Origin of the sequence: Synechococcus sp. WH 7805, assembly GCF_000153285.1 — a bacterium.
Lineage (GTDB): Bacteria > Cyanobacteriota > Cyanobacteriia > PCC-6307 > Cyanobiaceae > Synechococcus_C.
In genome coordinates, this window is the sequence record NZ_CH724168.1 from 2,062,581 (window position 1) to 2,083,699 (window position 21,119).

The window sequence follows — 21,119 nt, forward strand, 5'->3', positions numbered from 1 at the left end:
TTCTGATGATTGGATGGGTGTAACGGAGCCCGAACCGACGGATTCGTATGGCGATTGCCCCAAACATCACAACCCTGGTGGGGAGAACTCCAATGGTTCGGCTCAACCGCCTGCCTCAGGCCTGGGGATGCACGGCCGACATCGTGGCCAAGTTGGAGAGTTTCAATCCCACGGCGTCGGTGAAGGATCGGATTGCCGGCGCCATGGTGGAAGCCGCAGAGAACGACGGCACGATTGCAGCGGAGCGGACCGTTCTGGTGGAACCCACTAGTGGCAACACCGGAATTGCCTTGGCGATGGTGGCCGCGGCTCGCGGATACCGGTTGATCCTCACGATGCCCGACACCATGAGCACCGAACGTAGGGCGATGCTCAGAGCCTATGGCGCTGAGCTTCAGCTCACACCTGGTGAGCAGGGCATGCAAGGGGCGATCGAACGGGCCCGGGAACTCGTGCAGGAGATCCCCGGGGCCTATCTGCTTCAGCAGTTCGACAATCCCGCTAATCCTGCGGTGCATGCTGCATCAACGGCGGAGGAGATCTGGGCGGATACAGATGGTGCCTTGGATGGACTCGTGGCCGGGGTCGGCACCGGGGGCACCATCACCGGTTGTGCCCGGGTCCTCAAGAGTCGACTCCCAAAGCTTCGGGTGGTCGCCGTGGAGCCGGCCGCCAGTCCGGTGCTGGGCGGCGGCGTCGCCGGACCGCATCGTCTTCAGGGAATCGGCGCTGGATTCATTCCTCCTGTCTTGGATATGGATCTGATCGATGAGGTCATCGCGGTGAGCGACGATGAAGCCATGGAGGTTGGTCGGCGTCTCGCTCGTGAAGAGGGGCTGCTTTGCGGCGTTAGCAGCGGTGCCGTCGTCGCTGCTGCTCTTCAGATCGGGCAGCGTCCGGTTATGGAGGGACGGCGCATTGTGGTGATCCTGGCCAGCTTTGGTGAGCGCTACCTTTCCACACCGATGTTCAGCGCAGCAGGTGATCCTGATGCCTGACGGTCTGGATCCCTATGCCGTGCTCGAGGTGTGTCCCTCGGCGACCCAGGCTGAACTCAAGGCCGCCTACAGGCGCTTGGTGAAGCAGCACCACCCCGATGCGGGTGGAACCGAGGAGCGGATTCTGGCGCTGAATGCCGCCTGGGAACAACTTGGGGATCCCGAAAGTCGCCGAGTCTTCGACAGGAGCAGCGGGTCTGCGGTAGCGGCAAGGGATGAGGCACGGGCGCGTGGGGCTCGCAATGCCCGTGCCAGTCAGGCGGCAAAGCGGGCCAGCGGTCGTTCCAGTCATGCTGATCAGGATCTGGCCACGTGGTTGAAGAAGGTCTATGCCCCGATTGACCGCTTGCTCGGCCAGGTGATCAATCCCTTCGCGGCCGAACTCCGCGCCTTATCCGCTGATCCCTACGACGATGCCCTGATGGAGGCGTTCTGCGCTTATCTCGAACAGAGCAGGAGCCGGCTCGATAAGGTCAAAACTCTGTTTCAATCCATCCCAACCCCTGCTTCGGCTCGTGGTTTCGGCCTGAGTGTTTATCACTGTCTGTCTCAGGTGGAGGATGCGGTGGCGGAGCTTGAGCGCTACACGATGGGCTACGTGGACAGTTATCTCCACGATGGACGCGAGATGATGCGCGAAGCCAAGCAACGTCGCAAGCGTCTCCAAGACGAACGTCGAAGGCTGGAGATCAGCTGATGGCAGCGGGAGCGTTTCGGGCGCTGCTGCTGTTGATCTGGGTGCTGGCCACGGCTGCGGATCGGCTGTGGTGGACGCGCCACGGTGGCTTGCCCGCCTGGGATCAGGCGGACTATCTCAACAGTGCTCTGGATCATGGTCGGGCGCTTGGTCTGCTCCCGGGAGGTGGCTGGCAAGGATGGCAGGCTCTGCTCGACCTCTCTCCGAAAATTCCGCCTCTCGGCTCTTTGATCAACGGTGCTGTGATCGCGGTCAGTGGCGATGCACCGGCGCAGGCTGCCTGGAGTCTCAGTTTTTGGAATGGACTGCTTCTTTTGGCCACGGCCGGTTGGGCGTTGAATCTTCGTTCTCCGCAGCGTCTGGCCCGGCCATTCGCGCTGCTGGCTGCTGCCGTCGTCTCACTGGCGCCAATGCTCCTGGAGTTGCGCACCGACTACCTGCTGGAATTACCCCTTACCGCATGCGTGACCCTGGCGTTGTGGCGTCTGGGGTGTTGGCTCGAACCCCATCGGCAGTCCTCCTGGTGGCAGGCCTTCGCCGCTGCTCTGGCGGTGTCAGCGGCCTTGCTCGTGAAACAGAGTGCCCTGCTCGTACTGATTCCTGCCTGCGCCTGGGCTGTGGTGGTTGCCCTGCGTTCAGGTGTCCGTCGCCAGGCGCAGCTGGCGGTGGGCCTGACTTTGGTGGCCCTCAGTCTCCTGCCCTGGCTGCGCCACAACTGGATCACCACCCTTGGAGGGACCAACCGCGCCGTGATCGAGTCGGCGGCCCTCGAGGGTGATCCCGGCGTGTTGACCCTGGTCGGTTGGCTCTGGTACCCCCGGCTGCTGCCGGATCAGGTTGGCTGGGTGTTGCTGCTGGTCGGTTTATCAGGTTTGGTGCTCTTGCTTCAGCAATGGCTGTGCGGTCTGGTGGCGCCGCCCCGGGATGGGGCCGACCGTCGCCAAGGCTGGGTCTGGTTGGTGGGGATGTTGGTGCTGGGCTGGCTGTTCACCAACCTGAGCCCAAATAAGGATTCCCGCTACATCGCTCCGTTGCTGCCACTTCTGCTGTTGTTGTTGAGCCGGGGCTGGTTGCAGTGGGGGCTCTGGATCCGGCGTCGCTGGCCTGTGCACGCGCGCTGGTTGCCGGGTTTAGCCCTGGCCGCAGGAGGACTGGCCGCTGCTACCCACGGCTGGATGCAGCAGTCGGCACGGTTGCAGAACCGTTATCAAGGCCCATTGGAATCGATCGTGCAGCGTGCCGGAGGCGGAGTGCCAGGCGCTGCGCCCGGCACCCTGATCGTGGTGCCGAGCACCCCTGATCTGAATCAGCACAACGTCAGCTACTACGGGCGCCGGAATGGAGGCCAGCTGGTCGGGCGTCAGCTTGGTGGCAGCCTCGATCACGTGCAGCCGGTGCTGGATCATGCCGAGCTGGTGCTGCTGGCGGAGGGGGATCAGGGATCCGTGCGCAAGGCGGCCCGCAGGCTTGATCGCGCCGTTCGGGAGGCCGGGGTCTTCGAGCGTGTAGAGACCTTCCCCCGTCCAGGAGGGGGCAGCTATTCCCTGTGGAGTCGGCGTGCTGATGTCCCTGCCTTGCCAGGGTTCGATCAGCGCTTCCCCGCGTTGGCCTCAGCGCTTGAGAAGGGTCCTTCTGGACTGGAGCCGATCTTCAGCAGCGTGGCGATCGAACATATGCTCGATGGCCATTTCCTTTACAGGGGTCCGACGCGCGAGGCGGCCCTCACCCGGCTCAAGGCTGATCCTGAGGATCGTCAGGCCAGGTGGACACTGGCGTTGTTGGCCGTGCTGGCCAACCGCCCGCTGGAGGCATCCAGACAGTTTGCGGGATTGGAACAGCGACTTCCAAACAACGCTTGGCCAAGCGCTTTTCGAGCGGTGGTGCTGCTGGCTGGGTGGGACCCAGGCAAGGCCGCCGCTGTAGCGGCGGCCGCTGGTGAACAGCATGGCAACCAGCCCGTTCTGAGGGGATTGGATGCTGCAGCTTCGGTGCTGTCAGGCGCAATCTGGCGGATTCCGGAGGCTGTTGAAATCCTTCCCGAGGCCATTCGTCTGGTTGAGGAATCGCTCGAAACTCAGGAGAACGCTTCGAGCTGATCCATCCGCAGCCACACGTCGGGGACGGGTCTGCGCCAACGCACCTGGCCGTAGGTTCCTTTCACTACGAGCAGTTCTCCGGGCCCTTCGAAGATGTAGGCCGGTGGATGGGGATCACTGGCACCGGCTTCCGTGCTGCCCTCATAAGCCGACTTGTTCACGCGCACCAGAGCACCTTTCTTCAGTGCTGGAGGGGCTTTCGTGGCTGGAGCTGGGCTCGACGGTGTCTCGGCCATCACGGGTCGGTCTCTATTCGTCAGGCTAGAACCCTTACACGCAACGCCTGCCTTCCATTTGGATAACGGCCTTTCGACTTATCTGGTGGCCTTCGGTGGTCTCCTGCTCGTGTCGGTGCTTCTGGATGATCTGGCGGCGCGGGTGCGGGTGCCGGGAATCCTCATGGTGCTTCTGCTCGGTCTGCTGATCAACAACCAGGTGGATGTATCCAGCACTCGCGAGCTGACGCTGCTGAGCCTGGACCATGCTCAGCAGATCACCCAGTCATCGCTGGTTCTCGTCCTCTTCTTCGGGGGATTGACGACCAATTGGTCAGAAGTTCGAGGGGTGATTCGGCCAGCTGCGCGCCTGGCCACCATTGGTGTGTTGATCACGGCCGCGTTGATCACCGCCGTGGGGATCGGCTTTGATCTGGCCCGAGGCGGAGCAGCCCTCACGCAGATTGTGCCGCGCAATCTTTTTATCGGCGCCATGGTGGCCAGCACGGATGCGTCGGCGGTGCTGGCACTCCTGAGACCCCTGCAGGGGCGACTGCCACAGCCGCTGATGGATCTGATCGAATGCGAATCGGGCTTCAATGACCCGATGGCCGTGGTGCTGGCCGGTCTTGCCCTCGCACTAGTGGGCGGAGAGGGCGTCGGTGCTGGTGTGCTGGTGACCGATCTGGTGCGTCAGTTTCTGCTCGGAATCCTGATTGGCTTCCTGGGTGGAAGCCTCACCGTTCAGCTCCTCGGCACCCGCATGGGCCTGAACCAGGCCTCGATGCTGCCTGTGGTGAGCCTGGCGCTCCTGATGGTGCTCAGCGGTGGCACGTCTCTGCTGGGAGGCAGCCCGCTGTTGGCGGCTTACGTGGCAGGGCTGGTGCTGGGCAATAGCGACAGTCTGGATCAGGCGGTTCTGGAGAAAGCGCATTCGAGCTACGCCAAAATGGCTGAGCTGCTCCTGTTCCTTTGCATGGGACTGGTCGTCGCTCCCCAGGATGTGGTGTATGCGGCGGGGATGGCCCTTCTGCTTTTTCTGGTGATGCAGCTTGTGAGGCTGGTGATGGTGCACCTTTTGTTGTGGCGAACTCCCTTCAGTCCTGGTGAGCGCATTTTCGTCTGCTGGGCTGGTCTTCGCGGGGCCGTGCCGATCGCCTTGGCCATCAATGCCTGGTCTTCGGGGGTGAGCTGGGGCGTGTTGATGCCTCCCCTGGCTTTGGCGGTGGTGCTCTACGGCCTGTTCATTCAGGGCTTCGCTCTGGTGCCCCTTGCCCGGCGCATGAATCTCACCCTTCCGGATCCAGGCGCTGATCCGTCATCGGCTGCCTAACGTCGAGCACCGTTTCTTCGCGCTCACCTCCCATGCGTCTCCTGCTGATCGGATGCACAGGCTTGGTCGGGCGTGGGCTGATCCCTCTCCTGCATGAAGCTGGCCATCAACTCACTGTTGTGAGTCGACGATCAGCCTCCGCGGTTGGTCTGCCCGATGGAATCGCCCCCCAGCTGCACTGGATTCAGGCCGACCCATCCGCACCCTCCAGCTGGGCTTCCTCAGCAGCGCTGACCCAGGCTCTTGCAGCCTGTGATGGGGTGGTGAATCTGGCTGGTGAGCCGATCGCAGAACAGCGCTGGACTCCCCAGCATCTGCGCCTACTCGAATCCAGCCGACTGGAGACCACTCGTTGTCTCGTTGAAGCGATGGCTGCGCTCGACACACCTCCCTCCGTTCTCGTGAACGCATCGGCGGTTGGTTATTTCGGCACCAGTGCGAATGCCCGGTTCGAGGAGAGCAGTGCTCCCGGTTCCGATTTTCTGGCGAGTCTCTGCCAGCGCTGGGAAAAAATGGCCGCGGCGAAGCCGGACGCCACTCGACTGGTTGTGTTGCGCATCGGCATTGTGCTGTCTTGCGACGGCGGTGCCCTCGCGAAGATGCTTCCAGTCTTCCGGACTGGATTCGGAGGACCGATCGGGTCGGGTCAGCAATGGATGAGCTGGATCGAGCGCAACGATCTCTGTCGCATGATCCAGAGTGCTTTAGAGCAGCCTTCCTGGTCTGGAGCGATCAATGCCGTCGCACCTGAGCCGGTTTCGATGGCTGACTTCGCTTCTGGGCTCGGACGCTGCTTAGATCGTCCCAGTTTGTTGCCGGTCCCCGGTCCCGTTCTTCAGCTGCTGCTCGGCGATGGCGCTCAAGTGGTGTTGGATGGCCAGCGAGTGTGCTCCAACCGGTTGGAGGAGCTTGCGTTCAGTTTCCGTTGTCCGACGCTTGACGCTGCACTCGCCGCTGCCACCAGCTCCAGCAGCCGTTGACAAGGGCGGAGGCGATCAACAGACCGATCGCTGGGGTGAACAGGGGCTCCCAGAGGCGTTGAAACTGACGCATGGGGGCTTCAACCCCTTGACTGCTCCCCAGAATCGCCAAGGCGAACCAGCCCGCACCACCCAGAACCAGGAACACGTCAAGGACCAACACGCGGTCCAACCACCGCTTCCAGATGGGCTCTTGCAATGGTGGGGTCATGACGGTTATTGCACCAAGTCGGAAATGGCTTGGGCCATCCTGGCGCCTCCTCCGGCAGAACCAAGCCGTTGTAGGGCTTGGTGTTGACATTGCCGCTGCAGATCCTGGTCAAGGCGGCTCCTTTCGAGCAGATCGATGGCCAGCCTCGCCGAGGCTTCCAGGGTGGCTGTTTTCCCAGGTTCGCCCGGTGCACAGAACACCGTGGGGCCGAGCAGGCGTCGCTGCGCTTCGGCAAATCCCGCGGTGAACTGTGGGCCTTGGCCAGCGAGCTGCAGGACGGGGCGTGCCAGTCCCACCGCCTGTTCTGCAGCAGTTCCTGCCATGCACACCAACAGATCCGAGCTGTGCAAGACGGCTGCGAATCGGCCGCGTCGCACATGGATGCTGCAGTGCCCCCGCTGGAGCTGCAACCCTGAACCGTCGACCGCGTCGGACAGATCCCAACCCCACGGTTGCACCAGCGCGCGAAGGGATGGGTCTTCGAGGGTGGCCACGAGAGCCAGATCAAGCTCAAGCGCTTCCCCCCTGAAGAGCTCTTTGGGCAAATGCTCGATCATCTGCAGAAGCAGATGAAGGTTCTGCTCAAGCTCCGGTCGGCGGCTCCCCGGCAGGAGGCCGATCCGCCGTCTCGCTGCTGGCAGTCTCCTGGTATCGGCCAGCACCGGGTCCATGAAGGGATTGCCGAGAAAGTGCACCACCCGTCTCAGCTGATCACTGAGATCATCGGCTGTGCACTGATCCCTGCTGAAGACGGCACGGAAGCGTCGGCTCTTCAGACAGGAGGCACATGGCCACGGCAAACGCAGGCGGCCCTCGTAATGGCTGGAGTAAGCCACGAGATAAGTGGCCACGGGGCGCCGGCACAGCCAGGCTGCCATCACAGGAATCACATCGCCGACCACGACCACGAGGTCGTAGCGATGGCCGATGCGCAGCAGCCGCATCAACCTCCGCAGCAGATAAACCACCTGCCCTTGAATGAGTTCGGTCAGTCGCCCTCGCAGGCTGGTGTAACCCAGGCCTCCTGTACTGAATTCCTGCGTGCCGCCGATCAGGGCAATGCCAGCATCCCGGTAGGGCTGACCACGTCCCACCAGGGGCAGGGCCTCCACGGTGTGCCCCCGGTTTGCCAGTGCCTTGGCCAGCAGTGATCCAGACAGATCTTCGCCGTGACCGTTGCTCAGCAGGAGCAGGCGGCTCACCTCAGAGCTCCAGCCACGCCTTCACTTTCAAGAGGGCAGGCCACTCCGGGCGTCGCCGAAGTCCATCATCGATCGATTCGCGCAGATCACCAGCCACCTCGGGCGCCACAGCCAGAACCTGCTGAACCACTTCGATGTGGTCGCGGACACCTTTGGCTTTGGTCTCAAGCATGGCCAGGCAGAGGTTGATGCGCGCCTGCGGGTCCTGGGGATTGAGCTTGATCGCCATCCGTCCCGATCGCAGGGCGTCGTCTGGCTGATCACACAGCAGCTGAAGCCAGGTCAGGCAGGTCCAGCCAGCCGATTGTCTTGGCGCTGCGGCGGTGATCGTCTCGAAATCTCCAAGAAGATCTTCAGCAGGCACTCCGTCCTGGTAGCGGGCCATCGCCTGCTGGAACAGGGAGTCCTGAGTGGCATCCATGGATGATCAACCGAGACAGCAATCCATTCAGATTCCCATAGCGGGCCATGGAAAGGGTTCTGTTCAGACGGCAAAGGAGCTGCCGCAGCCACAGGTCTGCGTGGCATTGGGGTTGGTGAAATTGAAGCCGCCACCGATCAGCGCTGTGCTGAAGTCGAGCTGCATTCCGTAGATATAAAGCAGGCTTTTCGGGTCGCAAATCACTCGGAAGCTCTGGCCATCAGAGGCCGCGTACTCATAGCTTTCGTCATCGCTCTGGGTGTCTGAAGCCGGCACGAAATCCATCGTGTAGCTCATGCCACTGCATCCGCCGGATCGCACGCCCACCCGCAGCACCTGGTTGTCACCCTGTTCGCCGCAGAGCTTGGCCAACTGCTTCATGGCCGGTTCAGTGATCAGGATCCCCTTGCCGTCTTTCGCGGTGTGCGCCGGCGCAGTGCTTGGGGTGGAGGTCATGGGAAACACAGGCTGGTTCCCTCACTCTATGGAGGCTCATACATAGAGTCGCTTCAGTTGTGCAGATCATGTGCGGGTCGCGATCGTCGGTTCAGGTCTCGCCGGCCTCTCCGCTGCTGTGGATCTGGTCGATGCCGGTCATGAGGTCAATCTCTATGAGGCTCGTCCGTTCATGGGCGGCAAGGTAGGCAGCTGGGTGGATGACGGCGGCAACCACATTGAGATGGGGTTGCATGTGTTCTTCTTCAACTACGCCAATCTCTTTGCGCTGATGCGCAAGGTGGGTGCCTTCGAGAATCTGCTGCCGAAGCAGCACACCCATCTGTTTGTGAATCAGGGTGGAGATCTGCGGGAGCTGGATTTTCGCTTTCCGATCGGTGCACCCTTCAACGGCCTCAAGGCCTTCTTCACGACCCCACAGCTGAGTTGGATCGACAAGCTCCGAAATGCCCTCGCCCTGGGAACCAGCCCAATCGTGCGTGGCCTTGTCGATTACGAAGGGGCGATGCGCACGATCCGCGCCTTGGATTCCATGAGCTTCCAAGACTGGTTTGTCGGGCATGGCGGCAGTCCGGAAAGCATCCGTCGCATGTGGAACCCCATCGCCTATGCCCTCGGTTTCATCGACTGTGAGGCCATCTCTGCTCGTTGCATGCTCACCATCTTCATGATGTTCGCCGCCAAGACAGAAGCCTCCAAGCTGAACCTGCTCAAAGGCTCTCCTCACCGTTGGCTCACCGGTCCGATCCTTGACTACATCCAGGAGCGCGGCGGCAAGCTGCATTTGCGCCACCGAGTGAAGCAGGTGCATTTCACGGAAGGGGATCTCCCGGAGGTCACCAGCCTGCAGCTTGGGACCCCTGAGGGTGATGTGCGGATCGAGGCCGATGCCTACTTGGCTGCCTGTGATGTGCCAGGTATTCAGCGCTTGCTGCCTGAGGCTTGGCGGCGCTTTCCCCAATTCGAGGCGATCCACAAGCTCGAGGCCGTTCCAGTCGCCACGGTGCAATTGCGCTATGACGGCTGGGTCACTGAGCTTGGAGAGTCCCACGAAGAGCGTCGCCGGGATGTGTCCCAGCCTGCTGGGCTCAACAATCTCCTCTACACAGCCGATGCTGATTTCAGTTGTTTCGCCGATCTGGCGTTGGCGAGCCCTGAGGACTACCGCAAGGAGGGGATGGGATCCCTATTGCAATGCGTTCTGACCCCCGGTGATCCTTGGATCCCCAAGTCCGTGGATGAGATCGTTGCTCATACCGACCAGCAGGTCAGAAACCTGTTTCCATCAGCGCGGAACCTCAAGCTCACCTGGAGCAACGTGGTGAAACTCGCTCAGTCGCTCTACCGCGAAGCTCCTGGCATGGAGCCTTACAGACCTGACCAGAGCACTCCGGTAAGCAACTTCTTTTTGGCCGGCAGCTACACCCGTCAGGACTACATCGATTCCATGGAGGGAGCCACGATGAGCGGACATCTCGCTGCCGCTGCCATCCTCAGGAAGCCGGCCCGGCTGGCCACAAACACTGCAGTCGCCTGAACCCATGGGACGCTGGCTTGAACATTCTGTGACCACCGAGGTCAACGCTCCCGTGGACCGGGTGTGGGCTGTCTGGAGCGATCTCGAGGCCATGCCTAAGTGGATGCGTTGGATTGAATCGGTGAAAACCCTTGATGATCCTGAACTCACCGACTGGACGCTTGCCGCCCAAGGGTTTCGCTTCCACTGGAAGGCACGCATCACCCAGCGCGTTGAAGCTCAGCAACTGCACTGGGAATCCGTCGGTGGCCTGCCGACCAAAGGCGCTGTTCGTTTTTACGTTGAGCAGCCGGAGCGCACCGCTGTGAAGCTCACAGTCACCTACGAGCTTCCCGGGGTCTTGGCACCACTGATGGAACCCAGCATCCTGGGTGGGATTGTTACCAAGGAGCTTCAGGCAAATCTTGATCGTTTCCGGGATTTGGTTGAGCGTGAACAGGCATCCGGGGTGTGAACAGAGTGCCAGATGGGTCTTCTTGCGCGCTCTCGTGCGAGGGGTCAGTTTGGCCGGACTGCTCTGGATCCTGATCAGCGCTTGCGGCAGTGACTCAACTCAGAACGCTGCGCCTGGGTTAAAGCCGCCTGAGGTTGAGGACTTTGCCTCTGAACCCTCCGAGACTTCTCCTGAGCGGCTTGCCCCGTCCTCCTCGTTTGTGCCCCTGCCCAGTCTTGAGCAGGTGCTCAGCGCGGTTCCCGATGGCCGCCCTGATCCCTTCGCTCCTGTGGCTTCTGCTGGTTCAATAACGGCTCCTGCGCCCAGTGCATCCGATGCTGATCAACAGCCGGGCCTTGTGCTCCAGGTTCAAGGGGTGCTCGCGGTCGGTGGTCAGCGTCGTGCGCTGGTGACCACAGCGGAAGGATCCGGACCGGTCTGTGTCGGCGAGAGAGGTCGTTGCCCTGGCGACTCGAGCGCTTTACTCCCCGTGGGATGGGTGGTGCAGGCCATCGACCTGCGCCGCGGCTGCCTCACTGTTTCGGTGGCCGGTCAAACAGAATCTCCGTTTTGCATTGCCTGAACACAAGCCATCACCAGGCCCTCGAGATCATGGGGATGGGCTTCCTGGTCCACACGGCCCAGCAGCTTGCGGCACCGTTCACTGGTCTGCGGACCGATCGACACCACGGCAGCCCGTTGGAGCTGGGTTGTCGCCTCCTCCTCCCCCATGCTCTGTGCCAGCAGATGTGTGGTGTGCAGCACCGTTTTGCCGCTGGTGAAACAGATCGCATCCACTGACCCGGCTCGCAAGGCATCCAGCGTTGCTGCTGGGATCGCCTCCGGACAGCGGGACTCGTAAGCCGGCACCTCCACAACCCGCGCGCCGGCTTCACCGAAAGCTTCCGCCAGAACGGTGCGGCCGCCGCTCTGGACCCGTGGCAGCAGGATGCGCAGTCCCCAGCCAGACACCGGGAAGTGTTCGATCAGGCTGTCGGCGACAAACTCGGGGGGCACGAAATCCGCCTCTGAGCCCAGCTCCTCCAGGCGTCTGGCGGTCTTGCGTCCCACCGCTGCAATTTTGAGGCTGGCCGGTCGATGGGCCAGGGTCCGCCCCTGCTTCTGCAGCCGATCTTCCACAGCTTCCACTCCGTTCGCGCTGGAGACGATCAGCCAGTGAAAGGTGTCCCATTCAGCCAGAGCATCGTCGAGGGCGCCCCAGTGATCCGGAGGGCCGATCTCCAGAGCCGGCAAATCGAGAACCTTGGCGCCGAGTGCTTCCAGCAGTCGGCGACCTTCACTCTGCTGCTCCACCGCTCGGGTCATCACCACGGTGCGTCCCTGCAGCGGAGAGGCCTCGTCAGTGGTCATTGAGCGCTCCCGTCCAATTTCACAATCCCGCTCACCTGGGCCTGAAGAGCCCCGGCCTCCTTGGCACGGTTCTGTTGACGGAGCTTGTCGATCGCTGCGCGGAAGCTGGCGCGCGCACCGTCGATATCGCCACCCATCAGTCGCGCGACGGCGAAGTTCTGGTGGCTTTCCGCGTGATCGGGATTGAGCTCGAGTGAACGCTCGTAGGCGCGCAGGGATGCAGCGAGGTCGCCCCGGCGTCGTTCCATCAGGCCGAGGTTGTACCAGGCCAGCGCTACTTCAGGGGCACGCTGGCAGGCTGTGGTGGTGAGCTGAATCGCCTCATCCAGCTGATTGGCCTGCATCAGCAAGGCGGCCAGGTTCAGCCGGGCACCGAGGCTCAAACGCACATCCAAGGCCAGATCCAGCGCCTGCCTGTAGTAGCTCTCAGCTGCATCAGCATCCTCAGGTGCCAAGGCGATCCCCAGATTGAGCAGCAACTCATAGCGCTCAGCCGTTCTTCCTGCTCCATCCGGAAGCTGCCCGAGCCCTTTGCGCAAGAGATTCACACCTCGCTCATGGTTGCCACTGCTCACCTCCAGTGCCCCGAGCTTGGTGCAGGCATAGGGATCATCCGGCTGATCCTCCAACCACTGCTCCATCGAACGACGCAGTCGTTCGGCCTTGTCACTCTGGTTCAGGAGCTCAGGGCGGTAGCCGTCGTGCAGCAACGCCGGTTCCGCGCAGTTCGCCACCCGCCAATGCGGTTCCTGCTGCAGGATCTCGGTCACGCTGTCGTCAATCATCGAGTGATAAGGCCGACTCCAGCGGATTCGAGGATCCCGTCGGAACAGCCGGCTCACATTCGAATACGGGGCCATGGCAGCTCCCAGTTCGTGGCGAAGCAGATTGATCACCAGAACATCCGGTTGAGCCATCAGTGCTCGAATCGCCGGGATGGCCTCTGCGCGCAGGCGTTCATCGGCGTCCAGCACCAGCACCCAGTCCCCCTTCACGTGCTCGAGTGCCGCGTTTCTCGCTGGTGCGAAGTCCCCGGGCCAGTCCATCCGTTCCACCCGGGCACCGGCAGCTTCAGCCAGCGCCACGGTGTTGTCCGTTGAGCCGGTGTCGAGCAGAACCATCTCGTCGACGATTCCTTTCACCGAGTTCAGGCAGGCATCGATGCGCTCGGCTTCGTCGCGGACGATCATCGAGAGGCTGAGCATGATGTCGTCTCGCACTGGCGCCGAGATTAGAGCCGTTCAGTCGGTGAATTCGGTCCCCAGCTCCAGCGTGTTCTCGTCCCCAAGCAACTGAACCATCAGCATCTGCTGGGCAGCAGCCATCTGCCCAGGGCTGTAGGCGGCGGGGATGGTGTCGGGCAGAAGCGTTCGCAGGCTTTCCCATCGGTAGGGGCAGCCATACACAGCCATCCCTGCCAGGCGGTTCAGCTTCAGAAGCTGGCGGATGGCTGCAGGCCATGGATCATCACGATCCCGGCCTGCGCGGAATGGGTTGCCGCGCAGAAACAGCTGCAGCAAAACCGGTCCGTCATCCAGGCGATCCAGGGCCAAAGGATTGTCTTCCTGTGGAGGTTCATGCCAGGGGCTGATCCCGAGGTCATGGCAAATGATTGGCCTGAATCCGCGGCTGGCGGGCCAGACGATGGCCGGAGCATCAGGGCGCAAGAATGGGCAGCCCAGCACTCCATCCACGCGGATCAGGGTCACACCGCCAGCAGCGGGTGGATGCACCGGAGTCGCTCCCTGTCGTTCGAGGGTGGTGCTCACCAACTCGAGGGCGAGCTGATGCTCGTTTGTGGTTTCTCCCGCCTCAGGCGCTGAAGCGCCTTCGGTCCTGGCTTGGTCCCCGCTGCAGCGTTGCAGAGCGTCCCGACGTCTCTGCAGAGACTGCTCAAGGCGTAGGGAGGGGATGCGCCCGCTGTCGAGAGCTGCGCAGACAGCGTCAATGGCCTTGTCTGCATCGGCGGGCATCAGGATCAGGTCCGCCCCGGCTTCGAAGGCCTGCACTGCAGCCTCCCCAGGACCCACCAGGCCTGTGATCGCTTCCATCACCAGGGCATCGGTGACGATGAGTCCTTGGAAATCAAGAGAATCTCTGAGCAGGTCGGTCAGCACCCTGGGAGACAGGGTCGCGGGCCGATCGGCATCAAGGGATGGAATCATCAAATGCGCGGTCATCACGCTGTCCACCCCTGCAGCGATGAGCTGACGGAACGGCCTCAGTTCGATTTGATCGAGCCGCTCCCGCGAATGCTTCAGTACCGGCAGCTCCAGATGGGAATCCTGGGCTGTGTCCCCGTGTCCAGGGAAATGTTTGGCGCAACCAAGAACGCCTCCGGCCTGAAGGCCGCGCTGGAATGCTTCAGCCAGCGCAGCGGTGGCTTCAGGAACCTGGCCCCAAGCCCTCACATTGATCACTGGATTGTCCGGGTTGCTGTTGACATCGCAAACCGGCGCCAGCACCCAATTGAGTCCGCATCGGCGGGCCTGGTCAGCAGTGCAGCGCCCGTAGCGTTCGGCAAGAAGCCTCGCCTTCGCCGGGTCGTTCGACTGCAGACGGCCCAAGGCCATCGGTGGGACCAGCCAGGTGGCGCCCTCAAAGCGCTGACCGACCCCCTCCTCCACGTCGGCGCAGAGCAGCAGATCCTCATCACCGGCCCAGGAGCGCAGCGTTCGGCAGCGCTGCTGCAGTTCTGTGGCCGTGCCTCCCAGGAGAATCACGCCGCCGACGCCGTTTGCCAGTAAGCGTTCAAGCTCCCCGTTGCTCAATTCCCAGCGGGGGTATCGCCGTTGGTGATCGCTGGAATGACCGCTGGCCCTCACCACCAGCAGCTGGGACACCGCCCGCCTCTGCTCAGCTGCGTTCATCGTCGTGGATTTCATGAGCGTCGTCACTGCCTGCCGGGATCTCCCCCCGCACCTGGCGTTCTCGCTCGAGGTCCCCAAGCAGCCCCAGAACGGAGGCTCCCTTCTCCAGGCCACGGTCGAGATGGAAGACCACTTCCGGTGCACGCCGCATCTTGAGACGACGACCGAGCTCCCCGCGCAGGAAGCTACTGGCTGCCTGCAGACCGTCCATCACTTGGGCTTTGCCTTCAGGGTCGGCCAGCACACTCACGAAGATCTTGCAGTGCTGCAGATCCCCGCTCACCTCCACCCCGGTGATGCTGATCAGCCCCTGATGCACCCGTTCATCGCGGATGCCATGAATGAGCAGTTCACTCGTCTCCTTGCGGATCAGAGCTGCGACACGTTCTACCCGTCGTCCAGGAGCCATCTCAGCTCATTGGTGCTGAAGACACCATGGCACGCAACACCAGTCCGAGGCTGATGAAGCCACTGATTAAGGCTCCGATCAGTGCCACAGCGGTCACGGGATTGCTGCGCCGGCGGGCCAGCGGTTCCGCAACGGAATTCAGCACGCCAAGGCTGAACGCGATCAGATATCGCGGATAGCGGGTCACATTGACGAAGAACTCGCGCATGGCGATGGCGTTGATCCGTTTCTCATGGCTACTCTGCCGGTCCCTGCCCCGGTCTGGACATGCTGGAGCTCCACCAGTTCCGCCACTCCGCCTTCTGCATGAAGGTGCGGATGACGCTCCACGCCAAAGACCTGAGTTTTCGTGAGGTGGAGGTCACTCCGGGGCTGGGTCAACTGTCTGTTTTTCGGATCTCGGGTCAGCGACAGGTCCCGGTTCTGGTTGACGGTGATCAGGTGTTCGCTGATTCCAGCGCCATCTGCCGGTATCTCGAAACGCTGCAACCCGAGCCCGTCCTGCTTCCTTCCGATCCGCTCCAGAGAGCCCAGGTGGAACTGATTGAAGATTGGGCTGACACCACCCTGGCCGCGTCAGCCCGGGCAGCGCTTCTGCAGGCTGCAGCTGACGACACCCAGCTCAGGTCGGCTCTTCTGCCTGATGATCTGCCGGCACCCTTGCGACAGGTCATGTCTGTGGTTCCAGGTGGGTGGTTGAGCAACTTGGGGGATTTGCTCGGTCAGGAGCAGAGGGCGTCCATGCTTTCCAGTCTCATGGCTCTGGCCGAAGGCCTCGACAAGAACGAGCACCTGGTAGGCAACACACTCACCTTGGCGGATCTTGCTGTGGCCGCTCAGCTCTCCTTGCTGCGTTTCCCTGGCTCCTCAGGAGATTCTTTAGCTGGCCGCGGCGTTCCTGGTCTCAGCGATCATCCCCGCCTTCAGTCCCTATTCCATTGGCGCGATCAGTTGGAGGCCCAGCTCATTCAGCGGGATCCTGCGGCAGCCGAGTGAGCACCAGCCGAAATCGGCTGCTTCGTCCGGCGAGGCTTTGATCCGTCTGCAAGCCAGGTGCCCCATAACTCACCTGGCGCTGATCCCCACAGATTTCTGATCCGCACTGTTCGTAGCGCGTCAGCGTCTCGATTCTGCTCAGTCTGGGTGCTCCCGGGCCATGCACGATCTGCAGCACGAGCTCATCACTCAGGAATTCTTCGGTGCCGCTTTCTGTGGACACCACGGCCTGACGGCGGCCGATCACGCTGGTTTCCAGCAGAACATCTCCGCTGAGCCTCGCCAGTTGACGGTTCACACGCTCTGGATCCTGCTCGACCGATAGCAGCTTGTCCCCCAGCAGCGCTTTGCCGATGGCTGTGGCATTGAAAGAGCGGTCGCCGACCAGCTGTCCCGCCTGATTGCGTTTGAAGCGAGCCTTGTGAAGCAGCGTGGATTCGTTCTCAAGACGTGAACCATCACGGTCGAGCGTGTCGCTTTGCACCTGCCAGTCGCCCGCGAACCAGTCGGGATAGATCAGATCTTGTCGGGCACGCGGCCGGGGAAGAGGTGCAGGCAGGGACCACTCGGGCCATTCCATTGCGCGTTGCTCCAGCAGGGAGGCCTGGGCTGGTGCTGCTGCGCCCGCACCCGACACCATGAACAGCTGCAGCAGCATGGTGAACATCACACTCAACAGCCGCCGCTTCATGTCAGACCCCCTGATCCGATCACTCGATCACTATGTAGTGCTTGTGCCGGGTGAATCGGAACAGCTCCTATCAGCCGCCGCCACCTTGACATGGCTGGCTGAACGACTGATGGCTCTCAGTCCATGGCCGGAGGATCTTCGTGGATGCGACGGTGCAACCAAAGCCGCAGAACGCCTCCTCGACACCGCCTGTGAACTGGAGCTCTCGCCAGGTGTCTGCGTGCAGTGGTACGCCGTCCGTCTGGAACCGCCTCAGAACTGATGGTCAATCGGGTCGCTGTTTCGGTGGGTCTTGGATCAGCGTTGGCAACAAGTTCAGAATTCCGTCCGCCACCGCATCCGGTGGCTCAGCATCGATCACTACGGTGAGATCGGCCTCTGAATACATCGGCCGACGTGTCATCAAGAGCCTGTCCAAAGCCATGGCAGGGTCCTGTTCTTGCAGCAGGGGGCGAGGGGTGTCGTCCTTCTCCAGTCGCTTCAACAACTGTTGTCGCTCCACGTCCAGCCAGATCACGATCCCCTGGTGCATCGCTCCCCAGTTTTCAGGGCGGGTGACTGCGCCGCCGCCTGTGGCCACAACGAGGGAGTGGCGCTGACTAATCGCGCTGAGCACCTGGGTCTCGAGGCTTCGGAAACCGCTTTCACCATCGCGCTTGAAAATCTCGGGAATGGTGCAGCCTGCGGCTTGCTCAATCACGGCATCGGCATCCACAAAGCCGTATTGCAAACGTTGGGCGAGGGGCCGCCCGGTGCTGGTTTTGCCGCTCCCCATCATCCCGACGAGATACAGGTTGCGGCCGCCGAGCCGCTGTCTGAGGGAGGGGACGGGATCCAGCATGGCTCCGAATTGCCGTTAGCTCATTAGGATGCCTCCCGGCCGGACCTTCACATGACTGAAACGAAGTCGATTGCCCGGCACGGCCAGGGCCGCGGTTGTGTGATCACCCGCCGAGCCTGTTTCAGCGCCAGTCATCGCTACTGGTTGCCGGAACTCTCTGCTGATGACAACGCAGCCCGCTTCGGTGCCTGTGCGCTGGCTCCCGGTCATGGACACAACTACGAGCTCATCGTGTCGATGGCGGGTGACCTCGATGCCGATGGCATGGTGCTCAATCTCTCCGAGGTGAAGCACGCCATCCGCAAGGAGGTCACCGATCAGCTCAATTTCCGATTCCTGAATGACGCCTGGTCGGATTTTGATGTGTCAAGACCGGAAGGTTGCCTGCCGACCACCGAAGCGCTTGTGCATCGCATCTGGCAACGGCTTGCACCGCATTTGCCGATCACGGCACTCCGCCTCTACGAACAACCGGGCCTCTGGGCCGACTACCTCGGACATCCCATGGACGCCTTCCTCACCATCCGCACCCACTTCGCTGCCGCCCACCGTCTTGCAAGACCGGAGCTGAGCCAGGAAGAGAACGAGCGCATTTACGGCAAATGTGCTCGTCCCCATGGTCATGGTCACAACTACCTGGTGGATGTGACGGTGCGTGGTGCCATCGACCCACGCACCGGCATGGTCTGCGATCTCTCCGCGCTCCAGCGACTTGTGGATGATTTGGTGGTGGAGCCCTTCGATCACACCTTCCTCAACAAGGATGTGCCCTTCTTTGCTGAGTGTGTGCCCACTGCGGAAAACATCGCTCTGCACATCGCCGACCGTCTTTCGGGTCCTGTGGGTGCCATTGGTGCCCAGCTCCACAAGGTGCGCCTTCAGGAAAGTCCCAACAACGCGGCTGAGGTGTACGCCGAGATGCCTCAGCTCGAAATGACACCAGCCACGTTGGAAGCGACGGCCGGGGTCTGATCGCGTCCCTGGATGACTCTTCAGACAACAGTCAGGCTGGTGCTGGCCGTCAGCCTGGACGGACGTTTGGCCTATCCCCAGGGAGGCCCTTCCCAGCTTGGGGGGGCCGGTGATCGCAAGGCTTTAGAGGAAGCCTTGGCCTGGTCTGACGGAGCATTGATCGGAGCTGGAACCCTGCGGGCGCATCGTTCCAGTTGTCTGATTCATGCGCACGATTTATTGGAGCAGCGCCAAGCGGCGTGTCGTTCTCCACAGCCCGACCTTTTTGTGGTGAGTCGCCAAGCGGATTTCCCTCTGCATTGGCCGTTTTTTCAGCAACCCTTTGCGCGTTATCTGCTGACCCCGGGGGGCGGCGGTGCTAAGGGATTCAATGATGGCTATCCCCTCGCTGCGTCGTGGACCGAGTCCTTGGCCAGCCTGGCTGCCCGTGGCTGGTCAAAATTTGTGCTCTTGGGAGGGGCTGGTCTTTGCGAATCGATGCTGGCGGATGATGCCGTAGACGAGCTGCAGCTCACGCTCTGCCCGCGACTTCTCGGTGGACCTTTCTGTTGGGTGCCATCCTTGGCCCCAGCACTCCCTGAAAACCTGGCCGCGGCTGATGCCTGGTTGCTGGAGCACAGCCAGCCTCTTGGCGGCGGTGAGCTGCTGGTGCATTACCGGCGTAACCGGAGCATCAGGTCTTTGAGAGGAAGGTCCTGAAGACCTGTGGCCGGCAAGCCAAGAAGAGAAGCCAGGCAGCGTTTGACCACCACCTGGGTGTCGTCTCCCACCCGACCGCTGATCAGTTCACTGACGATGCCGAGTTCTCTCCCACTGCGAGAGGCTTCGCGGATCAAGCATTCGCTGGCTGGCAGCGCCAGGTCACGACAAGGTTGCAGAACCGTCTCGTCAATGCCGGATATCAGCTCACCCAGAGGCAGGGAGCTGGTATCGATCCTGCCAATAGCACGCTTGGCGATTCGCTGGCATTCCCCGGCAAGCTGCTGCTCCACCCTGGGCCGCATCAACTGCAGCAAGGGCTCCAGCAGCCCGGCCCTGGCCTCGATCGCCATCGTGCTGATGCCTACGGCCAAGAAGGCCATCAGCAAAGGTTGCCAAGGTCTTCTCCAGATCAAGGGTCGACGACATTGACTCTTGATCTTCGCCCCCTTGATCTCACCTCGTTAGGGTTCGACTACGGCACATGGATTGGCCTGAGATGGCGTCGCTCTCGGCTCGCTGGCATCGAAGCATCAGCGAGATTCCGGAGGAGCGGTGGGACGATCTGATCGGTGATCAGGTTTCTCCTTTTTACCGCTGGAGATGGTTGCTGGCGTTGGAGCGTTCCGGCAGCGTCTCCCCCGATCAAGGCTGGCAGCCCCTGCACCTGTCGTTGTGGCGCGACGACAACGAGCTCGTGGCTGTGGCCCCTCTGTATCTCAAGGGTCACAGCTATGGCGAATTCGTGTTTGATCAGTCTTTCGCGCGCCTGGCCGGTGATCTTGGGCTTCGTTATTACCCGAAATTGATCGGGATGAGTCCGGTCAGCCCCGTGCAGGGTTATCGCTTCCATCTGGCCGCCAGTGAAGACGCCCAGGAGCTCACCACGCTGATGCTCGGCTTGATCGATGACTTCGCAGCACGGCACGGAATTCTCAGCTGCAATTTTCTCTATGTCGATCCCGCCTGGCAGCCACTCGCTCAATCAGCCGGTTGTGCCGGCTGGCTGAATCAGCAGAGTCAGTGGTCCGCTGACGGACAGCAGACCTTCAGCGACTACCTCGCTGGTTTCAATGCCAATCAGCGTCGCAACATCAAACGGGAACGCAAGGCCGTGCGGAATGCAGGAGTCACCGTGACACCGATCACCGGTGACGCTCTCAGCCCTGCTCTGGTGTCGAGAATGCATGATTTCTACGAGCAACACTGTGCTCGCTGGGGAGCCTGGGGTAGCAAATACTTGGATGCCAGCTTCTTTGATCAACTGTGTGAGCCCTCACTGGCTCAGCATGTCGTGCTGTTCAGTGCCCATCGTGGAGATGTGGATCTCCCTGTTGCCATGTCGCTTTGCGTCAGAGACGCCCAGCATCTCTGGGGGCGCTACTGGGGAAGTGATGAGGAGATTGATTGTCTGCACTTCGAGGTGTGTTACTACGCACCGATCGAGTGGGCACTGCAGCAGGGGTTGGTGAGTTTCGATCCAGGTGCTGGTGGAAGCCACAAGCTGCGAAGAGGTTTCTCGGCCATGGCCCGCACCAGTCTTCATCGCTGGTATGACCCGCAGATGGATGCTCTGATCCGTTCGTGGCTACCGCGTGCCAATGCCTTGATGCGTGAGGAGATCGAGGCCATCAATGCGGATCTGCCGTTCCGTGCTCAACCTCCTGATTTGGTGAGCTGACCTTCGGATT

26 protein-coding genes are annotated in these 21,119 nt (G+C 61.7%); 13 read left to right on the top strand and 13 right to left on the bottom strand.

Features of this window, described 5'->3' with window-relative positions:
• Positions 1-47 precede the first annotated feature (47 nt).
• Genes cysK through WH7805_RS10415 form a run of 3 tightly spaced genes read left to right on the top strand, consistent with a single transcriptional unit; the run spans position 48 to position 3,791 of the window.
• Positions 48-998 carry a cysteine synthase A gene (cysK, locus tag WH7805_RS10405; protein ID WP_006043042.1) on the top strand — a complete coding sequence of 317 codons (951 nt, stop codon included), beginning with the start codon at positions 48-50 and terminating at the stop codon, positions 996-998.
• On the top strand, positions 991-1,695 hold the full coding sequence (locus tag WH7805_RS10410; protein WP_006043043.1) for a J domain-containing protein: 705 nt from the start codon (positions 991-993) through the stop codon (positions 1,693-1,695). The genes cysK and WH7805_RS10410 overlap by 8 nt, the downstream gene beginning before the upstream one ends.
• Positions 1,695-3,791, top strand: coding sequence for a glycosyltransferase family 39 protein (locus WH7805_RS10415; protein ID WP_006043044.1), 2,097 nt, complete (start codon positions 1,695-1,697; stop codon positions 3,789-3,791). Before WH7805_RS10410 ends, WH7805_RS10415 begins: the two co-directional genes overlap by 1 nt.
• On the opposite strand, the gene WH7805_RS10420 is transcribed toward WH7805_RS10415, so the two are convergent.
• Positions 3,770-4,027, bottom strand: a complete 258-nt coding sequence (locus tag WH7805_RS10420; RefSeq protein WP_006043045.1) for an NAD(P)H-quinone oxidoreductase subunit O — start codon at positions 4,025-4,027, stop codon at positions 3,770-3,772. The genes WH7805_RS10415 and WH7805_RS10420 overlap by 22 nt on opposite strands.
• A gap of 58 nt (positions 4,028-4,085) precedes the next feature.
• On the opposite strand from WH7805_RS10420, the gene WH7805_RS10425 reads away from it, so the two are divergent.
• Positions 4,086-5,339, top strand: a complete 1,254-nt coding sequence (locus tag WH7805_RS10425; RefSeq protein ID WP_006043046.1) for a cation:proton antiporter — start codon at positions 4,086-4,088, stop codon at positions 5,337-5,339.
• A gap of 32 nt (positions 5,340-5,371) precedes the next feature.
• A complete protein-coding gene (locus tag WH7805_RS10430; RefSeq protein ID WP_006043047.1) occupies positions 5,372-6,319 on the top strand; it encodes a TIGR01777 family oxidoreductase in 948 nt (315 codons plus the stop codon).
• Here the strand turns inward: WH7805_RS10430 and WH7805_RS13910 are convergent.
• From WH7805_RS13910 to WH7805_RS10445, 4 genes are all read right to left on the bottom strand, one after another.
• A complete protein-coding gene (locus WH7805_RS13910; protein WP_071933708.1) occupies positions 6,255-6,530 on the bottom strand; it encodes a hypothetical protein in 276 nt (91 codons plus the stop codon). The two genes, WH7805_RS10430 and WH7805_RS13910, sit on opposite strands and share 65 nt — an antisense overlap.
• A 5-nt stretch (positions 6,531-6,535) precedes the next feature.
• Positions 6,536-7,732 (bottom strand): lipid-A-disaccharide synthase-related protein, encoded by a 1,197-nt coding sequence (locus tag WH7805_RS10435; protein ID WP_006043049.1) that lies wholly within the window; start codon positions 7,730-7,732, stop codon positions 6,536-6,538.
• 1 nt (position 7,733) lies between these two features.
• Complete coding sequence (locus WH7805_RS10440; RefSeq protein ID WP_006043050.1) at positions 7,734-8,153, bottom strand: hypothetical protein; 420 nt, start codon at positions 8,151-8,153, stop codon at positions 7,734-7,736.
• 63 nt (positions 8,154-8,216) lie between these two features.
• The gene (locus WH7805_RS10445) at positions 8,217-8,609 is read right to left on the bottom strand and encodes an iron-sulfur cluster assembly accessory protein (RefSeq protein ID WP_006043051.1); all 393 of its coding nucleotides are present in this window, start codon (positions 8,607-8,609) and stop codon (positions 8,217-8,219) included.
• 70 nt (positions 8,610-8,679) lie between these two features.
• Here WH7805_RS10445 and zds point away from each other — a divergent pair, with 70 nt between their 5' ends.
• Genes zds through WH7805_RS13580 form a run of 3 tightly spaced genes read left to right on the top strand, consistent with a single transcriptional unit; the run spans position 8,680 to position 11,162 of the window.
• Entirely contained in the window at positions 8,680-10,146 is a 1,467-nt protein-coding gene (gene zds, locus WH7805_RS10450; RefSeq protein WP_006043052.1) for a 9,9'-di-cis-zeta-carotene desaturase, read from the top strand.
• Positions 10,147-10,150: 4 nt separating this feature from the next.
• Positions 10,151-10,600, top strand: a complete 450-nt coding sequence (locus tag WH7805_RS10455; RefSeq protein ID WP_006043053.1) for an SRPBCC family protein — start codon at positions 10,151-10,153, stop codon at positions 10,598-10,600.
• Positions 10,601-10,622: 22 nt separating this feature from the next.
• The gene (locus WH7805_RS13580; RefSeq protein WP_006043054.1) at positions 10,623-11,162 is read left to right on the top strand and encodes a hypothetical protein; all 540 of its coding nucleotides are present in this window, start codon (positions 10,623-10,625) and stop codon (positions 11,160-11,162) included.
• Here the strand turns inward: WH7805_RS13580 and WH7805_RS10465 are convergent.
• From WH7805_RS10465 to WH7805_RS10485, 5 genes are read right to left on the bottom strand one after another with little or no spacing between them, the layout of a single operon-like run.
• Positions 11,132-11,950, bottom strand: coding sequence for a uroporphyrinogen-III synthase (locus WH7805_RS10465; RefSeq protein ID WP_006043055.1), 819 nt, complete (start codon positions 11,948-11,950; stop codon positions 11,132-11,134). The two genes, WH7805_RS13580 and WH7805_RS10465, sit on opposite strands and share 31 nt — an antisense overlap.
• Entirely contained in the window at positions 11,947-13,155 is a 1,209-nt protein-coding gene (locus WH7805_RS10470) for a glycosyltransferase family 2 protein (protein WP_006043056.1), read from the bottom strand. The genes WH7805_RS10465 and WH7805_RS10470 overlap by 4 nt, the downstream gene beginning before the upstream one ends.
• A gap of 36 nt (positions 13,156-13,191) precedes the next feature.
• Positions 13,192-14,820 (bottom strand): glycoside hydrolase family 3 N-terminal domain-containing protein, encoded by a 1,629-nt coding sequence (locus WH7805_RS10475; protein ID WP_006043057.1) that lies wholly within the window; start codon positions 14,818-14,820, stop codon positions 13,192-13,194.
• Positions 14,807-15,229 carry a 30S ribosome-binding factor RbfA gene (gene rbfA, locus WH7805_RS10480; protein ID WP_006043058.1) on the bottom strand — a complete coding sequence of 141 codons (423 nt, stop codon included), beginning with the start codon at positions 15,227-15,229 and terminating at the stop codon, positions 14,807-14,809. The genes WH7805_RS10475 and rbfA overlap by 14 nt, the downstream gene beginning before the upstream one ends.
• Before the next feature lies 1 nt (position 15,230).
• On the bottom strand, positions 15,231-15,437 hold the full coding sequence (locus tag WH7805_RS10485; protein WP_006043059.1) for a DUF751 family protein: 207 nt from the start codon (positions 15,435-15,437) through the stop codon (positions 15,231-15,233).
• A gap of 59 nt (positions 15,438-15,496) precedes the next feature.
• On the opposite strand from WH7805_RS10485, the gene WH7805_RS10490 reads away from it, so the two are divergent.
• Positions 15,497-16,225: a glutathione S-transferase family protein gene (locus WH7805_RS10490; RefSeq protein ID WP_006043060.1), complete on the top strand. Its 729-nt coding sequence runs from the start codon at positions 15,497-15,499 to the stop codon at positions 16,223-16,225.
• On the opposite strand, the gene WH7805_RS10495 is transcribed toward WH7805_RS10490, so the two are convergent.
• Positions 16,194-16,883, bottom strand: coding sequence for a DUF6816 family protein (locus tag WH7805_RS10495; RefSeq protein WP_006043061.1), 690 nt, complete (start codon positions 16,881-16,883; stop codon positions 16,194-16,196). The genes WH7805_RS10490 and WH7805_RS10495 overlap by 32 nt on opposite strands.
• A 31-nt stretch (positions 16,884-16,914) precedes the next feature.
• On the opposite strand from WH7805_RS10495, the gene WH7805_RS10500 reads away from it, so the two are divergent.
• Positions 16,915-17,178, top strand: coding sequence for a chlororespiratory reduction protein 7 (locus WH7805_RS10500; RefSeq protein WP_038004653.1), 264 nt, complete (start codon positions 16,915-16,917; stop codon positions 17,176-17,178).
• A 3-nt stretch (positions 17,179-17,181) separates the two neighbouring features.
• Here the strand turns inward: WH7805_RS10500 and WH7805_RS10505 are convergent, their stop codons facing one another.
• Positions 17,182-17,757 carry a shikimate kinase gene (locus WH7805_RS10505; RefSeq protein WP_006043063.1) on the bottom strand — a complete coding sequence of 192 codons (576 nt, stop codon included), beginning with the start codon at positions 17,755-17,757 and terminating at the stop codon, positions 17,182-17,184.
• A 51-nt stretch (positions 17,758-17,808) separates the two neighbouring features.
• Here WH7805_RS10505 and WH7805_RS10510 point away from each other — a divergent pair, with 51 nt between their 5' ends.
• Positions 17,809-18,729 (top strand): 6-carboxytetrahydropterin synthase, encoded by a 921-nt coding sequence (locus WH7805_RS10510; protein WP_006043064.1) that lies wholly within the window; start codon positions 17,809-17,811, stop codon positions 18,727-18,729.
• Positions 18,730-18,741: 12 nt separating this feature from the next.
• Positions 18,742-19,428, top strand: a complete 687-nt coding sequence (locus tag WH7805_RS10515) for a dihydrofolate reductase family protein (protein ID WP_006043065.1) — start codon at positions 18,742-18,744, stop codon at positions 19,426-19,428.
• Here WH7805_RS10515 and WH7805_RS10520 read toward each other — a convergent pair.
• The gene (locus WH7805_RS10520; RefSeq protein WP_006043066.1) at positions 19,383-19,811 is read right to left on the bottom strand and encodes a hypothetical protein; all 429 of its coding nucleotides are present in this window, start codon (positions 19,809-19,811) and stop codon (positions 19,383-19,385) included. The two genes, WH7805_RS10515 and WH7805_RS10520, sit on opposite strands and share 46 nt — an antisense overlap.
• 116 nt (positions 19,812-19,927) lie before the next feature.
• Here WH7805_RS10520 and WH7805_RS10525 point away from each other — a divergent pair, with 116 nt between their 5' ends.
• Entirely contained in the window at positions 19,928-21,109 is a 1,182-nt protein-coding gene (locus tag WH7805_RS10525; protein WP_038005404.1) for a GNAT family N-acetyltransferase, read from the top strand.
• The last annotated feature ends 10 nt before the right edge of the window (positions 21,110-21,119 follow it).